A 17783-nucleotide genomic window follows, 5' to 3' on the forward strand; every position below is an offset into this window, starting at 1 on the left:
CCCGCCGGAATTCAAAACGCCCGGATCGGTCAGCGGCGGTGGTCGGCGGCGTATTCGGGGTATTCGGCGCCCGGCGCGCCGCGCATCTGCTGGCGGCCGCGGGTGATCGAGCGCCGGGTGGTGTTGAGCGTCTCCTCCATCGCGGCGAGCCGGTTGCCGAAATCGGCCATCTGCTCGTCGACGTAGTCGTCGCATTCGGTGCGCACCCGGTCGGACTCGGCCTGGGCCTCGTCGATCAGGCGGGCGGATTCGGCGTGCGCCACCCGCACCACCTCGGTCTGGGCGACCAGGCGGGCCTGTTCAGCCTTGCCGTCGGCGACCGAGCGCTCGTAGGAGGCCTTGCCCGACTCGATGGCCCGGTCGGCGTCGATCTGGGCGCGGCTGGTGAGCTCGTCGTATTCGGCATTGCCGTCGGCGACGACCTGGTCGGCCTCTGCCTGGGCGGCGGTGACCAGGCGATCGGCGTGCGCGGTGGCCTCGGCGACCATCCGGTCGGCGTGGTCCTTGGCGTCGGCGAGGATGCGGTCGGCCTCGGCGCGCGCGGAGTCGATGGTGGTGCGCGCCTGCTCGTTGGCCGCGGTGACCGTGGTTTCCGCGCCGGTGCGGGCGTCGCCGACGATCTTGTCGCGGTGATCGAGGACGTCCTGGGCGTCGTCGAGTTCACCGGGTAGCGCGTCGCGGACGTCGTCGAGGAGCTCGAGGACATCGCCGCGCGGCACTATGCAGCTGCGGGTCGGCGGAATGCCGCGCGCCTCTTCGACGATGGCGACCAGTTCGTCGAGTGCTTCGAATACGCGATACATGCTCACAACCCTCCTGCTTCGATCCCGGCGAAACCACTACCGCCGACGCCCAGTGTGCCCTTCTGGGGCGCGTGTGCCGAATGTCGTCGCGGTGTGTCGCGACAGTGTCCAAGATCGCACAAATATCAAGTGGAGTGCAGCCCTCCACTTCGGCTACCATCGGTAAGCACGACAACGCCGTCCGCCGGGAAGCACCACAACCTTTTCGCTGTTGTACTCCTCGACGTCTGTTCATGGGATCGGAGTCGAAATGACCCTCCTGGAAACCCCTAGGAGTCCGGTGTCGCACGTCGCGGGCATGTTCACTCCCTGGACCGGTCCGTTCCCCGTGGTGACGCCGAGTGAAGTCGCACCCGCGCTGCGTCCGCAGTTCGAGGGTGCACTCACCTACCTGCGCGGCGACCGTGCCCTTCCCCAGCTCTTCCGATTCGCCCTCGTCGGCGGGTCGAGCAATATTGCCTATGTGCTGTTGTTCTTCGCGGTGCACAGCGTCGGCCCGCTGGTCGCGAATGTGGCCGGGTCGGTGGTCAGCACGGTTATCGCCAACGAGTTCCACCGCCAGCTCACCTTCCACGCCACGGACCGGGTCACCTGGTTCACCGCGCAGTGGGAGGGCGGCGGGATCGCGCTGATCGGGCTCGCGATCACCACCGCGTGCCTGGCCGGACTTGATTTCTGGGCGCCCGGTTTGGGTGACATCACGCAGGCACTGACCGTCCTCGCCATCACAGCGGCAGTCGGCGGCATGCGCTTCCTGGCCCTACGCGGGCTCTTTCGCCTACCTGCGGCATAGCACCTGTACCAGGAGCCCAATTCACGCAAAGCGAAGACCGTTCGGTCTGAATTTGCCGAGATCGACTGAACTGGACCGCCTGCTTGGCCCTCGCTTTACTCGGGTCGATGCACCGTTGACCACGTCGTTTAGGCATGCACTAAGCTGCTCAATGGTCATGCGGATTGTCTAAATGCAGTGGGGGAAATCTGATGGGCGGGGATTCCAGTGGGGGCGGCGGTGTCCTGCCGATCATTCTCGATATCGGGGCGGCGCCGAGCGGCGCAGGGCAGCAGATTGTCGAGCAGCTCGGAGCGACTCAGCGGCGAGTGAAAGCTGCCACCGAAGCTCTAGTGGGCAAGGGCGCGGGCACGGATTCGGATTACGCGCTCACCGATGAACGATTCGAAGGCATGCCAGCACAACAGTTGTACGACTCGGTGCGCGGGCCGGGCGGTATGGATGTCACGGGCCTGGAAACCATCCGCACGGTGTGGAACTCAGCGGCATCCGACCTCGGGACGGTATCGCTCGGTATGCAGACCCGCGTCCACGCACTGCTCAACGACGGCGCGCTCACTGGGCAAGCCGGGGATGCGGCGGCAGCGGCCGCGGCTCGACTCGGCCAGGTCGCCAACCAGATCGCGGAAGTGTTTTCCGCCGTCACCGGTCGCGCCGAACAGCTCTATTACACAGCCGAAGCCGTGCGCACCGCCGTGCAGAAACCACCGACGCCGACAGTCACCGTCGACCCGAACAACCCCGCACAGTCTCTGATTCCCGGCATACCGAATCCCGCGACCGTCACCATGGATCGGGAAGCCGAAAATCAAGTCAAAGCCGCAAACGTGGCCGCGATGAATTCGATCTACAAGCCCGGATATCCGCCGGCGGGTTCTGGCGTTCCCGCATATAGCCTCGTACCCGCCGAACTGGCGGGAGATGGGGGCGCACAAGGAAATTCGAATGGTCCGGGTAGCGCAGGCGACCCTGGGGTTGGCGGTACCCCTTCGACTGATTCGCCAGAAAATGGGTCGCCCGCCACCCCGCCACCGAAGGTGGCACGCCCGCCGACGCCGGTGAGCAGGCCGACGAAGGCGATTCGTCGAATAGCACTTCAGACCAGGCCAGCGCGGGATCTGACGGCGCCGCACCAGCGGAACCGGCGCAGACCGCACCAGCAGGCACGGCACCGGCAACACTGCCGACCAACTCGGCCCCTCAAGGTGGCCCGGGGGCAACGCCGCTCAGCAGTGGATCTCCGGGCTCGGTGCCGGGCGCGGGAGGACCGCTGGGTACCGGCGCGCCGGGGGCTCCGGCACTTGGACAACCCGTGCCCAGCGGTGCGGCATCGACCGCCGCCGGCGGAGGCCCGGCCGCACGCCCGTCCGGGTCGCCGATGATGGGCCCCATGGGAGGCGCCCGAGCGGGTCAGCGACAAGGCGAACCAGACGAGGAACATACCGCCCCGGAGTATCTACGCAGGGTTCAGCCCGACTGGCTCGAGGGAATTACCACCTACGATGCGGTCCTCGGTGGCGAAACTATTGCAGCCGAAGTGAATCCAGCTCCAGTAATTCCCATGGAGTATGCGCCAACTACGCCACCGTCGACGCCGGCCCCGCTCCAATCAGCCTCGATCTCGCCTGAACCGGCACCGAATGACCCAGAACCGACACGGGTAAACGACGTAGCGCACGCGGCGCGAGATCACGAAGACCGTCCGGCAGCCCAGCCGACGCATACGGAGACCGTGGCGGAGGCCGAATCCACCGCCGCAGTCGAGCCTGCGATGTCCGCGGAGGTCGCGGCACTGCTCAGCCAATATGATTGGGGCACCACCGATACCAGCCCCGCCGCTGGTATCGCTGAACCTGAGCAGGGTACGCGGTGACGGCACGTACATCGATCGATCTCACCGCAGACGAATTCGCCTGGTTGTGGCGCACTGTCGCCCGCGGTGACGAGTTCGGATTCCCTGACCCGTTACGGATCCAGGAAACCGCGACGACCGTCGAGGAGTATGCCCGGCAAACCCGCGCGTTCGAACAACGTTTCCCTGCCCTTGCCGTCGTGGCACTGCGACCCGTCTTCGAAGCACTCGCCCACCCGATCAGCCGGATTCGCTGCTTTGGCACTACATCCAACGGCTACGAGATAAGGACCCATGCCGCCATCAGCGAGCGGGTAGCGGTGATCCTGCACCAGCAGCCAGGAGCCCGCGAGCACAGCGGACCCATTCGTCTCGTCTTGGCAGACCCGTTCGCCGCTGCCGCGCACGTGGTCGCGACGATGCCATCCGCCGAACCCGGGGGCGCCGGGTCGATGCTCGGCTACACACCGCGAGTTCGTGGCGATGAGCCACCCACCAGTTGGGGCAAGACCGAGGATGGCCGCCTACCGGTGGATGAACGAATCCGCAAGCTTGCCCGGCTACCCCGCAGTGCTGAAGGTCAACTCATCATCGAACGCGACCTGACGAGCGCCCGACCATGGCCGCCTCACTACCTGTCCTGGATCGATATCCCATCCGGTCAGTTCGCGTCCGGTCGTTATCTGGTCGAGGTGCGCAACCACGAAACCATCGTCACGGCGGCCTCGCCTGCCCGGATCGCGCAGGAGCTCCGTCGGCATGCTGGTCTGCGATCCGACAATCTGCGAAGGAGTGTGTCATGAGCGGGCAGCTACCGAAGATTGACTACGGGCAGGCCCAGATCGGTGCTTTCCGTGAAGTCGCCGCGAGCGGCACCTTCGAGTACAACCCGGATGGCGTACGCGCGATTATTGACTGGTATGACCAGGTAATCAGCGAATTGGCTGCGATAAGGGACTCGCTCGACGAGGCCGAGGCAGCTGGAAGTTTCGGCGGTTTCGACTCGGCCAAGGAACTACGCGCTGGGTTCATCTGGAAGGCCACCGAGGGCAAGCATGTTCTGAACCAGCTTATCGACGGTATCTACGACATCCAGGAAGGATTCCTGATCGCAGGAAAAATGACCACCGAGGTCGACGACTTGAACCAGCGACGACTACAACACCAGGCCGGCACGCTGGGCGGCCAATCATGAGCCTGCGCAAACTGATCGGTGCTGGTTGGGCAAGTTGCGCGCTAGCCGTTCTCGTCGGCTGTGGAACCGACGACTCGCCGCCAACTAGTCCGTCCGGGGCCCAGTTGACAACTACAGTGTCTATGCAGGTGACCGTAGCGCCCGCGCCGCATCAGCCTTCCCGTGCCGGGATCAGCGTAGACTACGACCCTTGTTTCACCGTCCCGGATTCAGTACCTGAACGTCTCGGCTTCGCGACAACGAGTCGCGAACGCAACGACTACGTCTTCGAGGACTACGCCTTTATCGGCTGTGAATTCGAGCGTCTCGAGAAGGCTCGATTCAGTGATCGGATGGACCGCGTAGGGAGCATGACCGTGTGGTCGTCGGGCATCACCCTCGGCGAGGTTCAGGCGAAGAAGTTTGAGGGTTCCCAGGACACCACCGTTCATAGTCGACCGGCCGTTTCGTATACCTCGAAGTCCGCTAGTGCGTGCTACATCGCCATGGAAGGGCCGGATGGTGTGATTCAAATCCGTATATCAAACTCGCCGCAAACCGACTGGCGCGCCTGCGACCACATTCGCGAGGCCGCCGAAGCGGTTGAAGCAACACTGCCTGACCAGTAGGAACGGAGGGGAAGAATGACCGGCAACCTGGATCCACTCACTCAGCGCACAACAAACCTCGCGCACGCGCTGACCACGGCCCGAACCACCGTCACCGCCGCGAACGGACTCGTCAGGATCGACGCGTGCGCTGACGGCGAGATAAGCATCCACATCGACAACAAGGTCTTGGTACTCGGCGGCGACGGCCTCAGCAAACTTCTCACCGAGCTCGCTGCCCACGCACTGCGTGAGGCGCGCTCGAACGCGGCGAACGCGCTGGCAGAGTTCCGGTCCGACCGTCGAGTCGCCGAAGCAGTAGCGAATACGGTCGACGCGATGAGCCGGCCGATCCCACCGCCGGTACCGACGACGAACACGCGACCACACCATGCGACCAGCGACCCCGGCGACGACCTCGCCCGGCGGCTGGAGTACGAAGAACTCGCGCGCGAGAACGATGAGTTTCTGCGCCGAAACCGGGGGAGGTAAACATGGGCAGCGGCCTTGGTGACTCATTGAACATCAATATCGACGACGCACTCGCACTGGCCAACGGCATGCGCGGCTACGCGGCCGACGCTGCCTACGGCACGGTCGCGCCGAGCACTTTCGGGACCGCGTCGAACAGCGTCACTTCCGGTTTCCCGGGTTTCCGACTCGGTGGCGTCTGCTCGGCCAAGTCCGCTGATACAGCGTCCGCGAACCGATCGTTGAGCGACGCGCTTCAGGCGATCGGTGACAACACCGTCAAGTGCGTGGACGCGTTCCACGACACCGACCACGCCACCCGATTGAAGATCGCCGGCCTCACTACCTGGCAGACCGGCTCATGACCGGGCCAGCTACGAAAACCCAGGCCTTCGGCATCCAGCCGACGGCCCTGGAAGCGCAGATCACCGAGTGGCGAAACCTACACGACCGGTTGCAAACCAATCTCGACCTCGCCCAACGTGATTACGGTGCCTCGACCGTCTACTGGACCGGCACCGCTGGCGACCGCGCCCGAAACGCTACAACCACTACCATTACCGAGGGTCGCAAGATCACCACTGCCCTCCATAACGCGCTCACAGCTGGCTCGACCGGCCAGGTAGAGATCGCGGGCGCAAAGTCCACAGCTACTGCGGCGATAACCCTGGCCACGGACAACAAGTACTCCGTTGCAGAGGACGGCACTGTAACCGCCCCTGATGCGAAGCTCTCGCTACCGGCCGATGCCAAATCCACTGACATCACCGCAGCCCAGGCCGCGCTCGACGCCACCGCAAAGAACGTCTACGAGCCACCGATCAAAGCTGCGCTGACCCAACTCGGCCAGGTCATCGAATCCACTACCGTCGCAATCGAAAATGCCTTCCACAACGTTGGCGATATCAAACCCGTCGCCGCATCGATCGCGGTCAGCCTGGGTGAACGGAGCCAACAAGTCCAGGACATCCTCGATGGCAAAAGCCAAGTGCCCGAAGGCAACCAAGAGTTCGAGAACTTCTGGAGCGGCCTGTCCGACGCGGACAAGGATGCGCTCTGGGAGCAGAACCCGTACCTCGGAAATACTGACGGCATGCCCGCGCTCGACCGCGACCATTACAACCGCCTCACCCTCGATGACCAGGTCACGGCCGCGCAGACCGCCCGCGACGACGCAAAGTCGATCGCCGGTGCCAACCATGACCGGTGGCTGAAGTACACCGGAACCTCTGCTGAGGCGGACAAATGGCTACAGACTCAGCCGGGGTATACCCAATGGAAAGCCAAAATGGACGAATCCCGCCATCTCGAGGACCTCAACGGCACTAAAGCAGCGCTGGAACCCAAGACGACCGATCCTACGACCGGTGAGAAGATTCCGCGCATGTTGCTCGGAATGGACGACGCGTCCGGCGATCGTGTCAAGGCGATCATCGCCGACGGTAACCCCGATACCGCTTCACATGTGACCACATACGTGCCAGGAACAGGTTCACAACCTTCCAAACTAGTCGACGGTGATATGGGCCGCGTCGATACGATGACAAGGGAAGCCCTCAACGCCGGTGCACCGAAACCGGTGACGGTCGTATGGCAGGGCTACGATGCGCCGCCCGAAGTCCTCAATGACGCGACTCAAGCTGATTATGCGCGGGCAGGTGCGCCCGCATTGAATTCGTTCCAGGATGGGTTGCGCGTAACTCACGAAGGTGACCCGTCGAAGAACACGGTTCTCGGTCACAGCTACGGCACCACCGTCGTTGGGCTATCCGCAGCCGAGGGGCGGACACTGGACGCTGACAACGTGGTCCTTGTGGCGAGCCCCGGTGCAGGGGTGGACTCCGCTCGCGATCTCAGCCTCACGGGTGTGCCCGACGGCGAGGAGTACAAGCACGTCTTCTCGACTCGGGCGGAAAACGACCCGACTCCGCTATACGAGAACCTTCCCGGCTGGGTACCCGGAGTAGACCGCCACGGTGAGGATCCTACTGAGCCAGAGTTCGGCGGCCAAGTATTCACCTCCGATCCCGGCACCGAGGGCCCCTGGTATACAGACGGTTACAGCGGTGACTCGCACGGTGAGTACTGGAAACAGAAAAGCGCGTCGCTGATCAATATGGGAAGAATCATTGCCGGGGATCATAGGTCGGTGGTCTACCAATGAACCCCGTCCTACGGACAATACTGCTACCGGCGTTCTGCCTAATGTTCATCGTGGCAGGGTGTGGATCATCAGGAGGACCCAACGTGGACGAATCTCTCACCGCCCCAGAAGCGCAACGAAAAATCTACGCGTACATGTCCGAGGCGCTTACTGGCCTCCCGGTCTCGACTTCTCTAGCAAAGCTCGCCGATGTGCCCAATCTGGCTAGTCATAGCGCAGGACCACCGCTGTCGGTCCCTTGCTGGGATGGAAATTTACAATCTGAGGGGCCTCATTACATCACCTCCGCCTATTGGATTGTCGGAGTTCCGCCATCAGCCGGGAAAGAGTATTTCGATCAGCTTTCAGAGACCTGGAAGAATAAGGGTTGGAATACCTCGGAGAAGATGATCCGCGTAACTGAAGTTGAACTTCCCGACGGCTTCGGGCTCACGCTTAACGCAGGTCCAGACTATCGATTCATGAGCCTGACGGGTCATTCCCCGTGCATGCCTGACTCGGCCATTGACGGCATGGAGAACGATCCACTCATAATTACTCGCCCATGATCGCGAACTATCACCCGCAAGAAACTCGACTAGCCTCTTCGTTCCGCAAGGCGGTCGAGAAGGCGTTTGTGGACGGCGGGCGGGAGCATGTCGCTCACGTCGCCACCCAGGGCCGCCACTTCCTTGACCAGTGAGCTGGACAGGAAGCTCAGGGACGGGTTGGTGGCGATGAAGAAGGTGTCGACGCCGGCCAGTTTGTGGTTCATCTGGGCCATCTGCAGTTCGTAGCCGAAGTCGCCCGCGTCGCGCAGGCCCTTCACGATCGCGCTCACGCCCTCCTGCTTGGCGAAGTCGACCGTGAGGCCCTGCCAGGAGGCGACGCGCACGTTCGGCAGGTGCGCGACGGATTCGCGCAGCAGTTCCATGCGTTCCTCGACAGTGAACATGCCCTGCTTCTTGGGATTCACGTTCACAGTGATGATCACCTCGTCGAACTGCGCGGCGGCGCGGGTGAACACGTCGAGGTGACCGTTGGTGACAGGGTCGAAGGAGCCGGGGCACAGTGCTGCAGCCATGCTTCAGAGACTATCCGAGAACTGAGACTGATCCCTTAGAGGTTGGTCAGGGCATCGACCGCGGACGTCCCGGTCTGCGGGGTGAGCGCCGTTGTTGTTCGATGTACTCGGCAACGATCGAGGTTGGCGCGTCGCCGCAGGACGCGGCGAAGTAGCTCGGCGACCACAACTGCCCGTTGAGGCTGTGCTGATCCACCCAGGAAGGGTACTGGTCGCGCAACCGCCGCGCTGACACACCTTTGAGGCTGTTCACCAGCTTCGATACCGCGACCTTGGGCGGGTACTGCACCACCAGGTGTACATGGTCACGTTCGCCGTTGAACTCGGCCAGCGTGGCCTCGAAGTCGCGACAGACCGCACGCATCGATTTCTCGCAGGTTGTCAAGAGTTCGTCGGTGAGCATCCCGTATCGATGTTTTGTGACAAAGACCAAGTGAACGCGCATCGCCGAAACCACGCTGCGCCCACGGCGATAGCTCTCTTCAGAAACCATAGGCCAATAGGGTACGCTGTGATTTGTGCAACTCCGGTACAACTTCCGCATCTATCCAACGCCTGGTCAGCAAATCGCGCTGGCGAAGGCGTTCGGGTGCGCACGGGTGGTGTTCAACGACGGCCTCGCGGCTCGTCACGCCGCGCGAACGGCGGGCGAGCCGTACATCAAGGATTCGGTGCTACAAACCCGGGTGATCACCATGGCCAAGCGCACCCCCGAACGCGCCTGGTTGAGCGAGGTGTCGTCGGTGGTGTTGGTGCAAGCCCTCGCTGATCTACACACCGCCTACCGCAACTTCTTCTCCTCGGTCGCCGGAAAACGGCGAGGTAGCAAGGTCTGTCCGCCACGGTTTCGGTCACGCAAGGACAACCAGCATTCGATCCGGTTCACGCGCAATGGGTTCAGTCTCCGATCGAACGGGCGCTTGTACGCGGCGAAGATCGGGGAGTTGAAGGTGGTGTGGTCGAGGGAGTTGCCATCGCAGCCGTCGTCGGTCACGATTATCCGTGACGCGGCGGGCAGGTATCACGCATCGTTTGTGGTGGAGATCGCGAGCGAGCCGTTGCCCGCAGTACAGACCGAGGTGGGTATCGACCTGGGTTTGGCGAGCTTCGCGGTGCTTTCGGACGGCAAGTCGGTCGCGTCACCACGCTTTCTGCGGCACGCCGAGCGCCGGTTACGAAAAGCTCAACAGTCTTTGTCCCGCAAGAGCAAGGGAAGCAACAATCGGGCGAAGGCTCGTGTCAAGGTCGCCAAGGCTCACACGAAGGTGGCCGACACACGCCGGGATTGGTTGCACAAAAACTCCACGACAATCATCCGCGACAACCAAGCGGTGTTCGTCGAGGACTTGTGCATCCGAGGTCTCGCGCGCACGAGACTGGCGAAGTCGGTTCACGACGCCGGGTGGGGCATGTTCATTCGCATGTTGGAGGACAAAGCCACTCGATATGGGCGGTTCTTCGCCAAGGTCGACCGCTGGTTCCCCTCTACACGACTATGTTCGGCGTGTGGGGTGATCTCGGAGAAGAAGCCTCTGCATGTGCGGGCGTGGACATGCGTGTGCGGTACTGCTCACGACCGCGATATGAACGCGGCAATGAACATTCTCGCGGCCGGGCAGGCCGAGAGGTTAAACGCTTGTGGAGGGGCTGTTAGCCTTCCGTCTAGCAGGAAGCGAGCCCCGGTGAAACAGGAACCCGCCGAGAGCGACCGTCGGTCGCTGGTAGGGATCTCGGCTGTTCACGGCCGGGAGGATGTCAAAGGCCGGGTCCGTGCAGGGAGGACGCTATGCGCAAGCTGACCTATTTCGTGGCATCGACGATCGACGGCTTCATCGCCGCCGAGGACGGGACACTGGATTTCTTCCCGGTAGGCGGGGACCACGGGCCCGCGATCATTTCGCAGTACCCGGAAACGCTGCCGACCAAGGTGCGTGAGGCGCGCGGGATCGCGGCGGGCAACATCTACTTCGACACCGTGATCATGGGCCGCAAGACCCACGACTTCGGCGTCCGCACCGGCACCGCAAGCCCGTACGAGCACCTGCGTCAGTACGTGGTGTCCACGACGCTGCCCGAATCGCCCGCGCCGGGGGTGGAACTGATCACCGAGGACCCGACCACCGCGGTGCGCGAACTCAAACGCGAAGACGGACTGGGGATCTGGCTGTGTGGCGGCGGTGAACTGGCCCAGGCGCTGCTGCCCGAGATCGACCAGGTGTTCCTGAAACTGCACCCGGTGGTACTCGGTACCGGCCGCCCGCTGTTCGGTGGTGGAGCGAAACTTCCCGCGCCCGAACGGTTCCGGGTGATCACCAGCCGGGTCTACGCCGACGGCGTCGCGTTCATCAAGTACGGCCGGATCAAGTAGCCGCGATGGCATCGGCGGCGAGTCCGGGTCCGGTGGCGGCGCTTCGTGAGGTCGGGTTCTGGCTCGAACGCAGCCGCGCGGAAACCCACCGGGTGAAGGCTTACCGCCGCGCCGCCGATGTCGTCGAAGGTCTCTCCTCGGACGAATTCTCCACTCGCGCAAACGAACACAGTTGGCGTGAGCTCGCCGGGATCGGACCCAAGACGGCGGCCATCATCGAACAGACCAGTGCCGGCGAGGTTCCCGACTATCTGGCCGAGCTCCGCAAGGACGCCAAACCGATCGCGCCCGCCGGTGACGAGTTGCGCGGCCTGCTGCGTGGCGATCTGCACACCCACTCCGACTGGTCCGACGGTGGAAGCCCGATCGCCGAGATGATGGGCGTAGCGGCGGCGCTGGGGCACGAATACTGCGCTCTGACAGACCATTCTCCGCGCCTCAAGGTCGCCAACGGCCTGTCCGCGGACCGGCTGCTGCGCCAACTCGACGTGATCGCCGAACTCAACGAACAGATGGCGCCGTTCCGCATCCTCACCGGCATCGAGGTCGACATCCTCGACGACGGCACCCTCGACCAGCGAGCCGATCTCCTCGAACGCCTGGATGTCGTTGTCGCCAGCGTGCATTGGCACCTGCGCGACGACAGCGACACCATGACCAAACGCATGGTCTACGCCGTCGCCAACCCCAACGTCGACATCCTCGGCCATTGCACCGGCCGCCTCGTCGAAGGGTCTCGCGGCACCCGCCCGGAGTCGTCCTTCGACGCCGAACTCGTCTTCGAAGCCTGCCGCCGCTACGGCACGGCCGTGGAAATCAACAGCCGCCCCGAACGCCGCGACCCACCCGGACGCTTGATCGAACTCGCCGTCGAGATGGACTGCTTCTTCTCGATCGACACCGACGCGCACGCCCCGGGCCAGTTGGCCTGGCAGGGTTACGGATGCGAGCGGGCCTTGGCACACGGCGTCACCGCCGAGAAGGTGATCGACACCTGGCCGGTCGATGAGTTGCTCGCGTGGTCCAGGGAATCGAATGGGTGAAGTCTTGCCCAACAGCTGATTTCGAAACGCGGAATGCCGGTTGCGAGCTGGTAGAAATCAACTCGTTGTTCGGGGCCGTGAGTGGGGGAATTGGTGAGCGACTTTCCGATCGACATCGCGCTGTCGGTGATCGGTATCTTGGTAACCCTCGTCGCTTTCCTGCGGGAGTTCGTCTTCGTCGGACGTAAGCGACTCGGCTACCGCGTGCAGATGAACACGCCGGTGAGCCGGATACCGCTGACGGTATCGAACGGCGCGGACGTGACAGTGGTACTGATCCGCATCGAGAACAACGGCAGCACCGAGATCGATGAGGGCGACTATCGAGATGCCAATCGCCCGAGGTTGATCTTCCCTGGACACAGTGTGCAGGCGACGGAGGTCACCGAGCGCGTCACCCGGTCCGGCGAACGGTGGGCGCTCGATCAACTCAGCAGCGAACTCCGCGCCATCGCGCACAGTACGAGTCCGCAGGGTGTCGGCGAGATCGTGCTGCCGAAGGAGATTCTGCAGCGCGGTGAGCACTACAAAGTGCTGGCGGTGCTGCAAGCGCAGGGAGCCGCGGCGCCGATTACCGACGATCGCGAGATCGTGAAACATCGCGGCATCCTCAAGAGCGGCACAATCGGCATGACCACCAGTCGGTCCAGGCGCGAGCCGGTACTGCTGGGGCTCAGTTCGTTCCTGGCAGTGGTGCTGGCGGTCCAATTGGTCCTCGCTGTTCTGCGCCCCGAGCCGCCGCCCGATTATTGTGCCAGTGGCGAACTCAGGCTTGTCGGCTCGACTGCGATGGAGACCACGGTTCGCAAGGTCGCCGAGTCTTTCCAGAAGAGCTGTTCCGGAGCGAAATTCGCCTTCGACTTCACGGGCACGACCGACGGCCTCGAGTACCTGGCCAGACCGGAAGCCGCGCCGAACACCGTCGCCATCGGTGAGGGCCCCAAGCACGAAACCTTTCCTGACCTGTCCGAAGATGCCTTCGCGGTGGCACCGTATTCGGTAGTCGTGCACCCCGATCTGGCGGTCTCCGATCTGACCACCGAGCAGATTCAGCGCCTGTTCCGGGGGCAGATCAGTAACTGGCGCGAAGTCGGCGGGCCGGATCTGCCTGTCGTGGTGGTGGATCGGATCTACGGCTCGGGTTCGAGATTCGCCCTCGAGCACCGCCTGCTGAACTGGAACCGGCCGTTGTATCAACCGGAACCCTGCGCCGGTCGGCCACGACTCGTGCACTGCGAGGTGCGCACGACCAGTGCGATGGCCGATGTCGTCGCCAAGAACCCCGGTGCGGTGGGCTATCTCGAATCCGCGGCCGTTCGCGGCGCCGCCGTCAAGGCGGTGCGGATCGACGGCGTCGAGGCGACCATGGACAACGTCGGGGCCAAGGCCTACCCCTTCTACTCGGTCGAGTTCGCGTTCAATGACTATCCCGGTGGCCAGCTTCCGGCGGAATCGCTGGCGGCGAAGTTCATCGACTACCTCACACATGGTCAGGGCAGGCTGATCGTTGCCGAGTTCGGGGCCATCGCCTGTGTGGATTGGGATGTTCGGGCGGACTGCACACCCTGACGGCCGATAGATCGCGGGCGATTCGCTGGTTTCCCCGTTTCGCGCGCGGCAAACGTGCGGTAAGGCCAGGCTGCCCATCGTCGGCCTTCGCAATATTCACCGCGATGACCCGGTGATCTTGAAATCTGTACGGTGTAGAGCGCCTCTGACCGTGTAATCACCTGCCCCGGTGGGGAATCGATACCGAACATTTCCAGCAACACGCTGGTTTACTCTGCGGTAGCGGGGTACGTTCCTTGACGGCCCCTCTGATCAGACGGGCACCCGAGACGGGTGCGCACCGTGTCTGGCCAGGCCAACCATGCCCCATGGACGGCGGTGAAGCTCTCGTCTCCACCTCCGCCGAGGCGGCCACCTCTTGTTCGCGCAAGTGTTGCGAGGTTGCGTCCCTGGAAGGAAGGTCATGAGTACAGACACGTCGGCAATGTCGCCGACCGGTTTGTCCGCGTCCGATCTCTATTCGATCGACCCCCACGGTGGTCCGCTGCGGATCGCCATGGTCGTTCCACCGTATTTCGATGTTCCACCCAAGGCCTACGGCGGCGTCGAGGCCGTGGTCGCCGATCTGGTCGACTCACTGTGTGAGCGTGGCCATCACGTCACCCTGTTCGGTGCCGGTATCGACGGCACCGCGGCGAATTTCGTCCCACTGTGGGACCGGATCCAGCCCGAACGGCTGGGCGACCCGTTCCCCGAAGTCGTGCACGCGCTGCGGGTGCGCCGCGCCATCGAGCGGCTGGCCGATACCGAAGGCATCGACCTGGTCCACGACCACACGTTCGCGGGTCCGCTGAACGCGCCCGCCTACGCCAATCTCGGGTTGCCGACGGTGGTCACCGTGCACGGTCCGGTGCAGGACGACTGCTACCGCTACTACAAGGAACTGGGCGAGGAATGCTCGCTCGTCGCGATCAGCGACCGGCAGCGCGCGCTGGCACCAGACCTGCAGTGGGCGGGCCGGGTGCACAACGCGCTGCGTCCCGAGCAGTGGCCGTTCCAGACCGAGAAGCAGGACTACGCACTGTTCCTCGGCCGTTTCAGCGACGACAAGGGCCCGCACCTGGCGCTCGACGCCGCCCACGCCGCCGGCATGCCGCTGATCCTGGCGGGCAAGTGCAGTGAGCCGCCGGAGAAGGCCTATTTCGAGGAGTTCGTGCGGCCACGGATGACCGATCAGGATCAGATGTTCGGTCTCGCCGACGCGGCCGCCAAGCGTAAACTCCTCTCCGGAGCTAAGTGTCTGCTGTTCCCCATTCGATGGGAGGAGCCGTTCGGCATGGTGATGATCGAGGCGATGATCTGCGGAACGCCGGTGGTCGCGTTGCGTGGCGGTGCGGTGAGCGAAGTGGTGGTCGACGGGGTCACCGGGCGGATCTGTGACGATCCGGCCGAACTGCCCGCCGCCATCGCCGAAGTGCAGACCTACGATCCGGCGGCCTGCCGCAAGCACGTGGTCGACAACTTCGGCGCCGACACCCTCGGCCGCGGCTACGAACAGGTGTACCGGGAACTGCTCGCACGCACCACGATCGGTATCGACGCCGCCTACGCGATGTCGATGCCCGTCGGGGCGGCAGTCAACGGGCGCGCATGAGCACCGACAGCGCCTCGGCGCCGAGCCCCCTCAACGCGGGGGAACCCGCGGGGCTCGGTGGCGGTGGCGGCAACATCACCCTTGTCGAAGGCGGCACGTTCTGCCTGTCCGACCGGCTCGGCGATATCGAGCCGGGCAAGCCGCAGGGCCTGTTCTTCCGTGACGCCAGGGTGATTTCGCGCTGGGAGCTGATGATCGACGGCAAACGGCCCGAGGCGCTGTCGGTGCTGAGCCCGGAGGCCTTCGCGGCACGGTTCGTGCTGCGCAGGCCTCCGCAGCAGGGTCGGGCCGACAGCACCCTGCTCGTGGTGCGGGATCGGCTCGTCGCCGAGGGGATGCACGAGGTGATCACCCTCGAGAACATGAGCCGCGAGGCGACGGCGGTGGTCCTGGAACTGCACGTCGACGCCGATTTCGTGGATCTGTTCGCGGTGAAGGAAGGCCGCACGCACGGGCGAAGGGCGGAGATGACGACCGCCGACGGTGAACTGCTGCTGCACGACCGCGCCGATCTGTCCCGTGGGCTCGCGCTCACCTCCACCGTGGAGCCGATGGTGTTGCCCGGCACCATGATCTGGCGGGCGATCGTCCCCGCGGGCGGGCGCTGGCAGACCGAGATCACCGCGCAGCCCGCGGGCGCCGCGCAACGCCCGCAAACCTCCGGTTCGGTGGGTGAGCGGTACCGGGCCAGCGAGCCGGTGCGCAAGATCCAGGCCTGGCGGGCCACCGCCACCGATATCTCGGCCGATTCGGGGCTGCTCAACCAGATCCTGCGCCGCAGCGAAAGCGATCTGGGCGCGTTGCAGATCCACACCGATTCGGGCACCAACCGGCCGTTCGTCGCGGCCGGTGCGCCCTGGTTCATGACGCTGTTCGGTCGCGACTCGCTGCTCACAGCCTGGATGTCGCTGCCGCTGGAAACCGATCTGGCACTGGGCACTCTGCAGCAACTGGCCGAACTGCAGGGCCAGACGATCGACCCGCTCGTCGAAGAAGAGCCGGGCCGGATCATGCACGAGATGCGGCGCGGGCCCTCGGTCGGGCAGGTGCTCGGTGGGCAGATCTACTACGGAACCGTCGATGCCACACCGCTTTTCGTGATGCTGCTCGCGGAATGTCTACGGTGGGGCGCCGATCCGGCCTCTATCGCCACCCTGCTGCCCGCGGCCGACGCCGCGATCAGCTGGATCACCGACTTCGGCGACCGCGACGACGACGGTTTCGTCGAGTACGTGCGCGCCACCGATCGCGGCCTGATCAACCAGGGCTGGAAGGACAGCTTCGACGGAATCAACGATGCCGCAGGACATATCGCCGAAGCGCCGATCGCGCTGGCCGAGGTGCAGGGGTATGTGTACGCGGCGTTCCTGGCCCGCGCGGAACTGGCCGATCAGTTCGACGACCCCGAGCTGGCCGTGCGGATGCGGGAGCGGGCCGACGAGTTGCGCACCAAGTTCGCCGAGCAGTTCTGGCTACCGCATTACGGGTGGTACGCGGTGGCCCTCGACGGCCGCAAGCGGCAGGTCGACGCGCTCACCAGCAATGCGGCGCACTGCCTGTGGTCGGGTATCGCGACCGACGAGCACGCCGAGATCCTGATCCGGAATCTGTCTCGGGCAGAGATGGATTCGGGCTTCGGGCTGCGGACACTCGCTTCGGACATGGGTGCCTACAACCCGATGAGTTATCACAGCGGGTCGATCTGGCCGCACGACACGGCGATCGCGGTCGCCGGGCTGATGCGGTATCAGCACGTGCCGGGTGCGGTGGAGTTGGCGACCAAACTCTCGGGTGGATTGCTCGATGCGGCGGCGGCTTTCGACGGCCGGTTGCCCGAGTTGTTCTGCGGTTTCCCGCGGTCGAGATTCGCTGCGCCCGTGCCTTATCCGACGTCGTGTTCGCCGCAGGCGTGGGCTAGTGCGGCGCCGTTGTTGCTGGTTCGGTCGTTCCTGGGACTCGATCCCGATGTGCCCGCCAAGACGTTGACGTTGCGGCCGCAGGTGCCGCCGGCGTGGGGGAGCGTGCGGATGTCGGAGTTCCGGTTGGGTGAAGGGGTGACGGTGGACCTCGAAGTGTGTGGATCGGCGGTGACCGTCACCGGTCTGCCCGAAGGTTGGGCTCTGGTCACCGACGAGGAATAGAGCACCGCCCCGGGTCTGACCCTGTTTCTCGCTCTGGTCACAGACGAGGAATAGTGCACCAGCCCGGGGGCTGACCCGTTTCTTGTACTGGTCACTCACGAGGAACACGCAATCGGGGCCGGAACTATGGTGGTTCCGGC

17 protein-coding genes are annotated in these 17783 nt (G+C 64.2%); 14 read left to right on the plus strand and 3 right to left on the minus strand.

Annotated elements, in window-relative coordinates:
* Positions 1 to 29 precede the first annotated feature (29 nt).
* Positions 30 to 803 (minus strand): DivIVA domain-containing protein, encoded by a 774-nt coding sequence (locus ACFWUP_RS15575; RefSeq protein WP_379234698.1) that lies wholly within the window; start codon positions 801 to 803, stop codon positions 30 to 32.
* A gap of 250 nt (positions 804 to 1053) precedes the next feature.
* Between ACFWUP_RS15575 and ACFWUP_RS15580 the strand changes: the two genes are divergently transcribed.
* From ACFWUP_RS15580 to ACFWUP_RS15615, 8 genes are all read left to right on the plus strand, one after another.
* Complete coding sequence (locus ACFWUP_RS15580; protein WP_379234700.1) at positions 1054 to 1596, plus strand: GtrA family protein; 543 nt, start codon at positions 1054 to 1056, stop codon at positions 1594 to 1596.
* A 1869-nt stretch (positions 1597 to 3465) separates the two neighbouring features.
* On the plus strand, positions 3466 to 4251 hold the full coding sequence (locus tag ACFWUP_RS15585) for an ESX secretion-associated protein EspG (RefSeq protein WP_379234703.1): 786 nt from the start codon (positions 3466 to 3468) through the stop codon (positions 4249 to 4251).
* The gene (locus ACFWUP_RS15590; RefSeq protein ID WP_379234705.1) at positions 4248 to 4643 is read left to right on the plus strand and encodes a hypothetical protein; all 396 of its coding nucleotides are present in this window, start codon (positions 4248 to 4250) and stop codon (positions 4641 to 4643) included. Before ACFWUP_RS15585 ends, ACFWUP_RS15590 begins: the two co-directional genes overlap by 4 nt.
* A complete protein-coding gene (locus ACFWUP_RS15595; protein ID WP_379234707.1) occupies positions 4640 to 5251 on the plus strand; it encodes a DUF3558 domain-containing protein in 612 nt (203 codons plus the stop codon). Before ACFWUP_RS15590 ends, ACFWUP_RS15595 begins: the two co-directional genes overlap by 4 nt.
* A gap of 15 nt (positions 5252 to 5266) precedes the next feature.
* Positions 5267 to 5722 carry a hypothetical protein gene (locus ACFWUP_RS15600; protein WP_379234708.1) on the plus strand — a complete coding sequence of 152 codons (456 nt, stop codon included), beginning with the start codon at positions 5267 to 5269 and terminating at the stop codon, positions 5720 to 5722.
* Between the two features lie 2 nt (positions 5723 to 5724).
* Positions 5725 to 6066, plus strand: coding sequence for a hypothetical protein (locus ACFWUP_RS15605; RefSeq protein ID WP_379234710.1), 342 nt, complete (start codon positions 5725 to 5727; stop codon positions 6064 to 6066).
* Positions 6063 to 7865: an alpha/beta hydrolase gene (locus tag ACFWUP_RS15610; RefSeq protein ID WP_379234712.1), complete on the plus strand. Its 1803-nt coding sequence runs from the start codon at positions 6063 to 6065 to the stop codon at positions 7863 to 7865. The genes ACFWUP_RS15605 and ACFWUP_RS15610 overlap by 4 nt, the downstream gene beginning before the upstream one ends.
* An 83-nt stretch (positions 7866 to 7948) precedes the next feature.
* On the plus strand, positions 7949 to 8413 hold the full coding sequence (locus ACFWUP_RS15615; protein ID WP_379234714.1) for a hypothetical protein: 465 nt from the start codon (positions 7949 to 7951) through the stop codon (positions 8411 to 8413).
* A 29-nt stretch (positions 8414 to 8442) separates the two neighbouring features.
* Here ACFWUP_RS15615 and coaD read toward each other — a convergent pair whose 3' ends face one another.
* A complete protein-coding gene (gene coaD / locus ACFWUP_RS15620) occupies positions 8443 to 8928 on the minus strand; it encodes a pantetheine-phosphate adenylyltransferase (protein WP_379234716.1) in 486 nt (161 codons plus the stop codon).
* Between the two features lie 46 nt (positions 8929 to 8974).
* On the minus strand, positions 8975 to 9421 hold the full coding sequence (gene tnpA, locus ACFWUP_RS15625; RefSeq protein ID WP_379234718.1) for an IS200/IS605 family transposase: 447 nt from the start codon (positions 9419 to 9421) through the stop codon (positions 8975 to 8977).
* A 25-nt stretch (positions 9422 to 9446) separates the two neighbouring features.
* On the opposite strand from tnpA, the gene ACFWUP_RS15630 reads away from it, so the two are divergent.
* From ACFWUP_RS15630 to ACFWUP_RS15655, 6 genes are all read left to right on the plus strand, one after another.
* Positions 9447 to 10727 (plus strand): RNA-guided endonuclease InsQ/TnpB family protein, encoded by a 1281-nt coding sequence (locus ACFWUP_RS15630; protein ID WP_379234720.1) that lies wholly within the window; start codon positions 9447 to 9449, stop codon positions 10725 to 10727.
* Positions 10715 to 11296 carry a dihydrofolate reductase family protein gene (locus tag ACFWUP_RS15635; RefSeq protein WP_379234722.1) on the plus strand — a complete coding sequence of 194 codons (582 nt, stop codon included), beginning with the start codon at positions 10715 to 10717 and terminating at the stop codon, positions 11294 to 11296. Before ACFWUP_RS15630 ends, ACFWUP_RS15635 begins: the two co-directional genes overlap by 13 nt.
* Before the next feature lie 5 nt (positions 11297 to 11301).
* The gene (locus ACFWUP_RS15640; RefSeq protein ID WP_379234724.1) at positions 11302 to 12339 is read left to right on the plus strand and encodes a PHP domain-containing protein; all 1038 of its coding nucleotides are present in this window, start codon (positions 11302 to 11304) and stop codon (positions 12337 to 12339) included.
* A gap of 93 nt (positions 12340 to 12432) precedes the next feature.
* On the plus strand, positions 12433 to 13908 hold the full coding sequence (locus ACFWUP_RS15645; RefSeq protein WP_379234726.1) for a substrate-binding domain-containing protein: 1476 nt from the start codon (positions 12433 to 12435) through the stop codon (positions 13906 to 13908).
* Between the two features lie 424 nt (positions 13909 to 14332).
* Positions 14333 to 15502, plus strand: coding sequence for a glycosyltransferase family 4 protein (locus ACFWUP_RS15650; RefSeq protein ID WP_379234997.1), 1170 nt, complete (start codon positions 14333 to 14335; stop codon positions 15500 to 15502).
* Positions 15499 to 17643: a glycogen debranching N-terminal domain-containing protein gene (locus ACFWUP_RS15655; protein WP_379234728.1), complete on the plus strand. Its 2145-nt coding sequence runs from the start codon at positions 15499 to 15501 to the stop codon at positions 17641 to 17643. Before ACFWUP_RS15650 ends, ACFWUP_RS15655 begins: the two co-directional genes overlap by 4 nt.
* The last annotated feature ends 140 nt before the right edge of the window (positions 17644 to 17783 follow it).

Origin of the sequence: Nocardia sp. NPDC058658, assembly GCF_042716665.1 — a bacterium.
Lineage (GTDB): Bacteria > Actinomycetota > Actinomycetes > Mycobacteriales > Mycobacteriaceae > Nocardia.

Bases quoted from the DNA above. Each gene is read 5' to 3' on its own strand.
- ACFWUP_RS15605 (WP_379234710.1), top strand. From the start codon at position 5,725: ATGGGCAGCGGCCTTGGTGACTCATTGAACATCAATATCGACGACGCA.
- ACFWUP_RS15580 (WP_379234700.1), top strand. From the start codon at position 1,054: ATGACCCTCCTGGAAACCCCTAGGAGTCCGGTGTCGCACGTCGCGGGC.
- ACFWUP_RS15655 (WP_379234728.1), top strand. From the start codon at position 15,499: ATGAGCACCGACAGCGCCTCGGCGCCGAGCCCCCTCAACGCGGGGGAA.
- ACFWUP_RS15590 (WP_379234705.1), top strand. From the start codon at position 4,248: ATGAGCGGGCAGCTACCGAAGATTGACTACGGGCAGGCCCAGATCGGT.
- ACFWUP_RS15640 (WP_379234724.1), top strand. From the start codon at position 11,302: ATGGCATCGGCGGCGAGTCCGGGTCCGGTGGCGGCGCTTCGTGAGGTC.
- ACFWUP_RS15595 (WP_379234707.1), top strand. From the start codon at position 4,640: ATGAGCCTGCGCAAACTGATCGGTGCTGGTTGGGCAAGTTGCGCGCTA.
- ACFWUP_RS15575 (WP_379234698.1), bottom strand. From the start codon at position 803: ATGTATCGCGTATTCGAAGCACTCGACGAACTGGTCGCCATCGTCGAA.
- ACFWUP_RS15610 (WP_379234712.1), top strand. From the start codon at position 6,063: ATGACCGGGCCAGCTACGAAAACCCAGGCCTTCGGCATCCAGCCGACG.
- ACFWUP_RS15600 (WP_379234708.1), top strand. From the start codon at position 5,267: ATGACCGGCAACCTGGATCCACTCACTCAGCGCACAACAAACCTCGCG.
- ACFWUP_RS15635 (WP_379234722.1), top strand. From the start codon at position 10,715: ATGCGCAAGCTGACCTATTTCGTGGCATCGACGATCGACGGCTTCATC.
- tnpA (WP_379234718.1), bottom strand. From the start codon at position 9,421: ATGGTTTCTGAAGAGAGCTATCGCCGTGGGCGCAGCGTGGTTTCGGCG.
- ACFWUP_RS15650 (WP_379234997.1), top strand. From the start codon at position 14,333: ATGTCGCCGACCGGTTTGTCCGCGTCCGATCTCTATTCGATCGACCCC.
- coaD (WP_379234716.1), bottom strand. From the start codon at position 8,928: ATGGCTGCAGCACTGTGCCCCGGCTCCTTCGACCCTGTCACCAACGGT.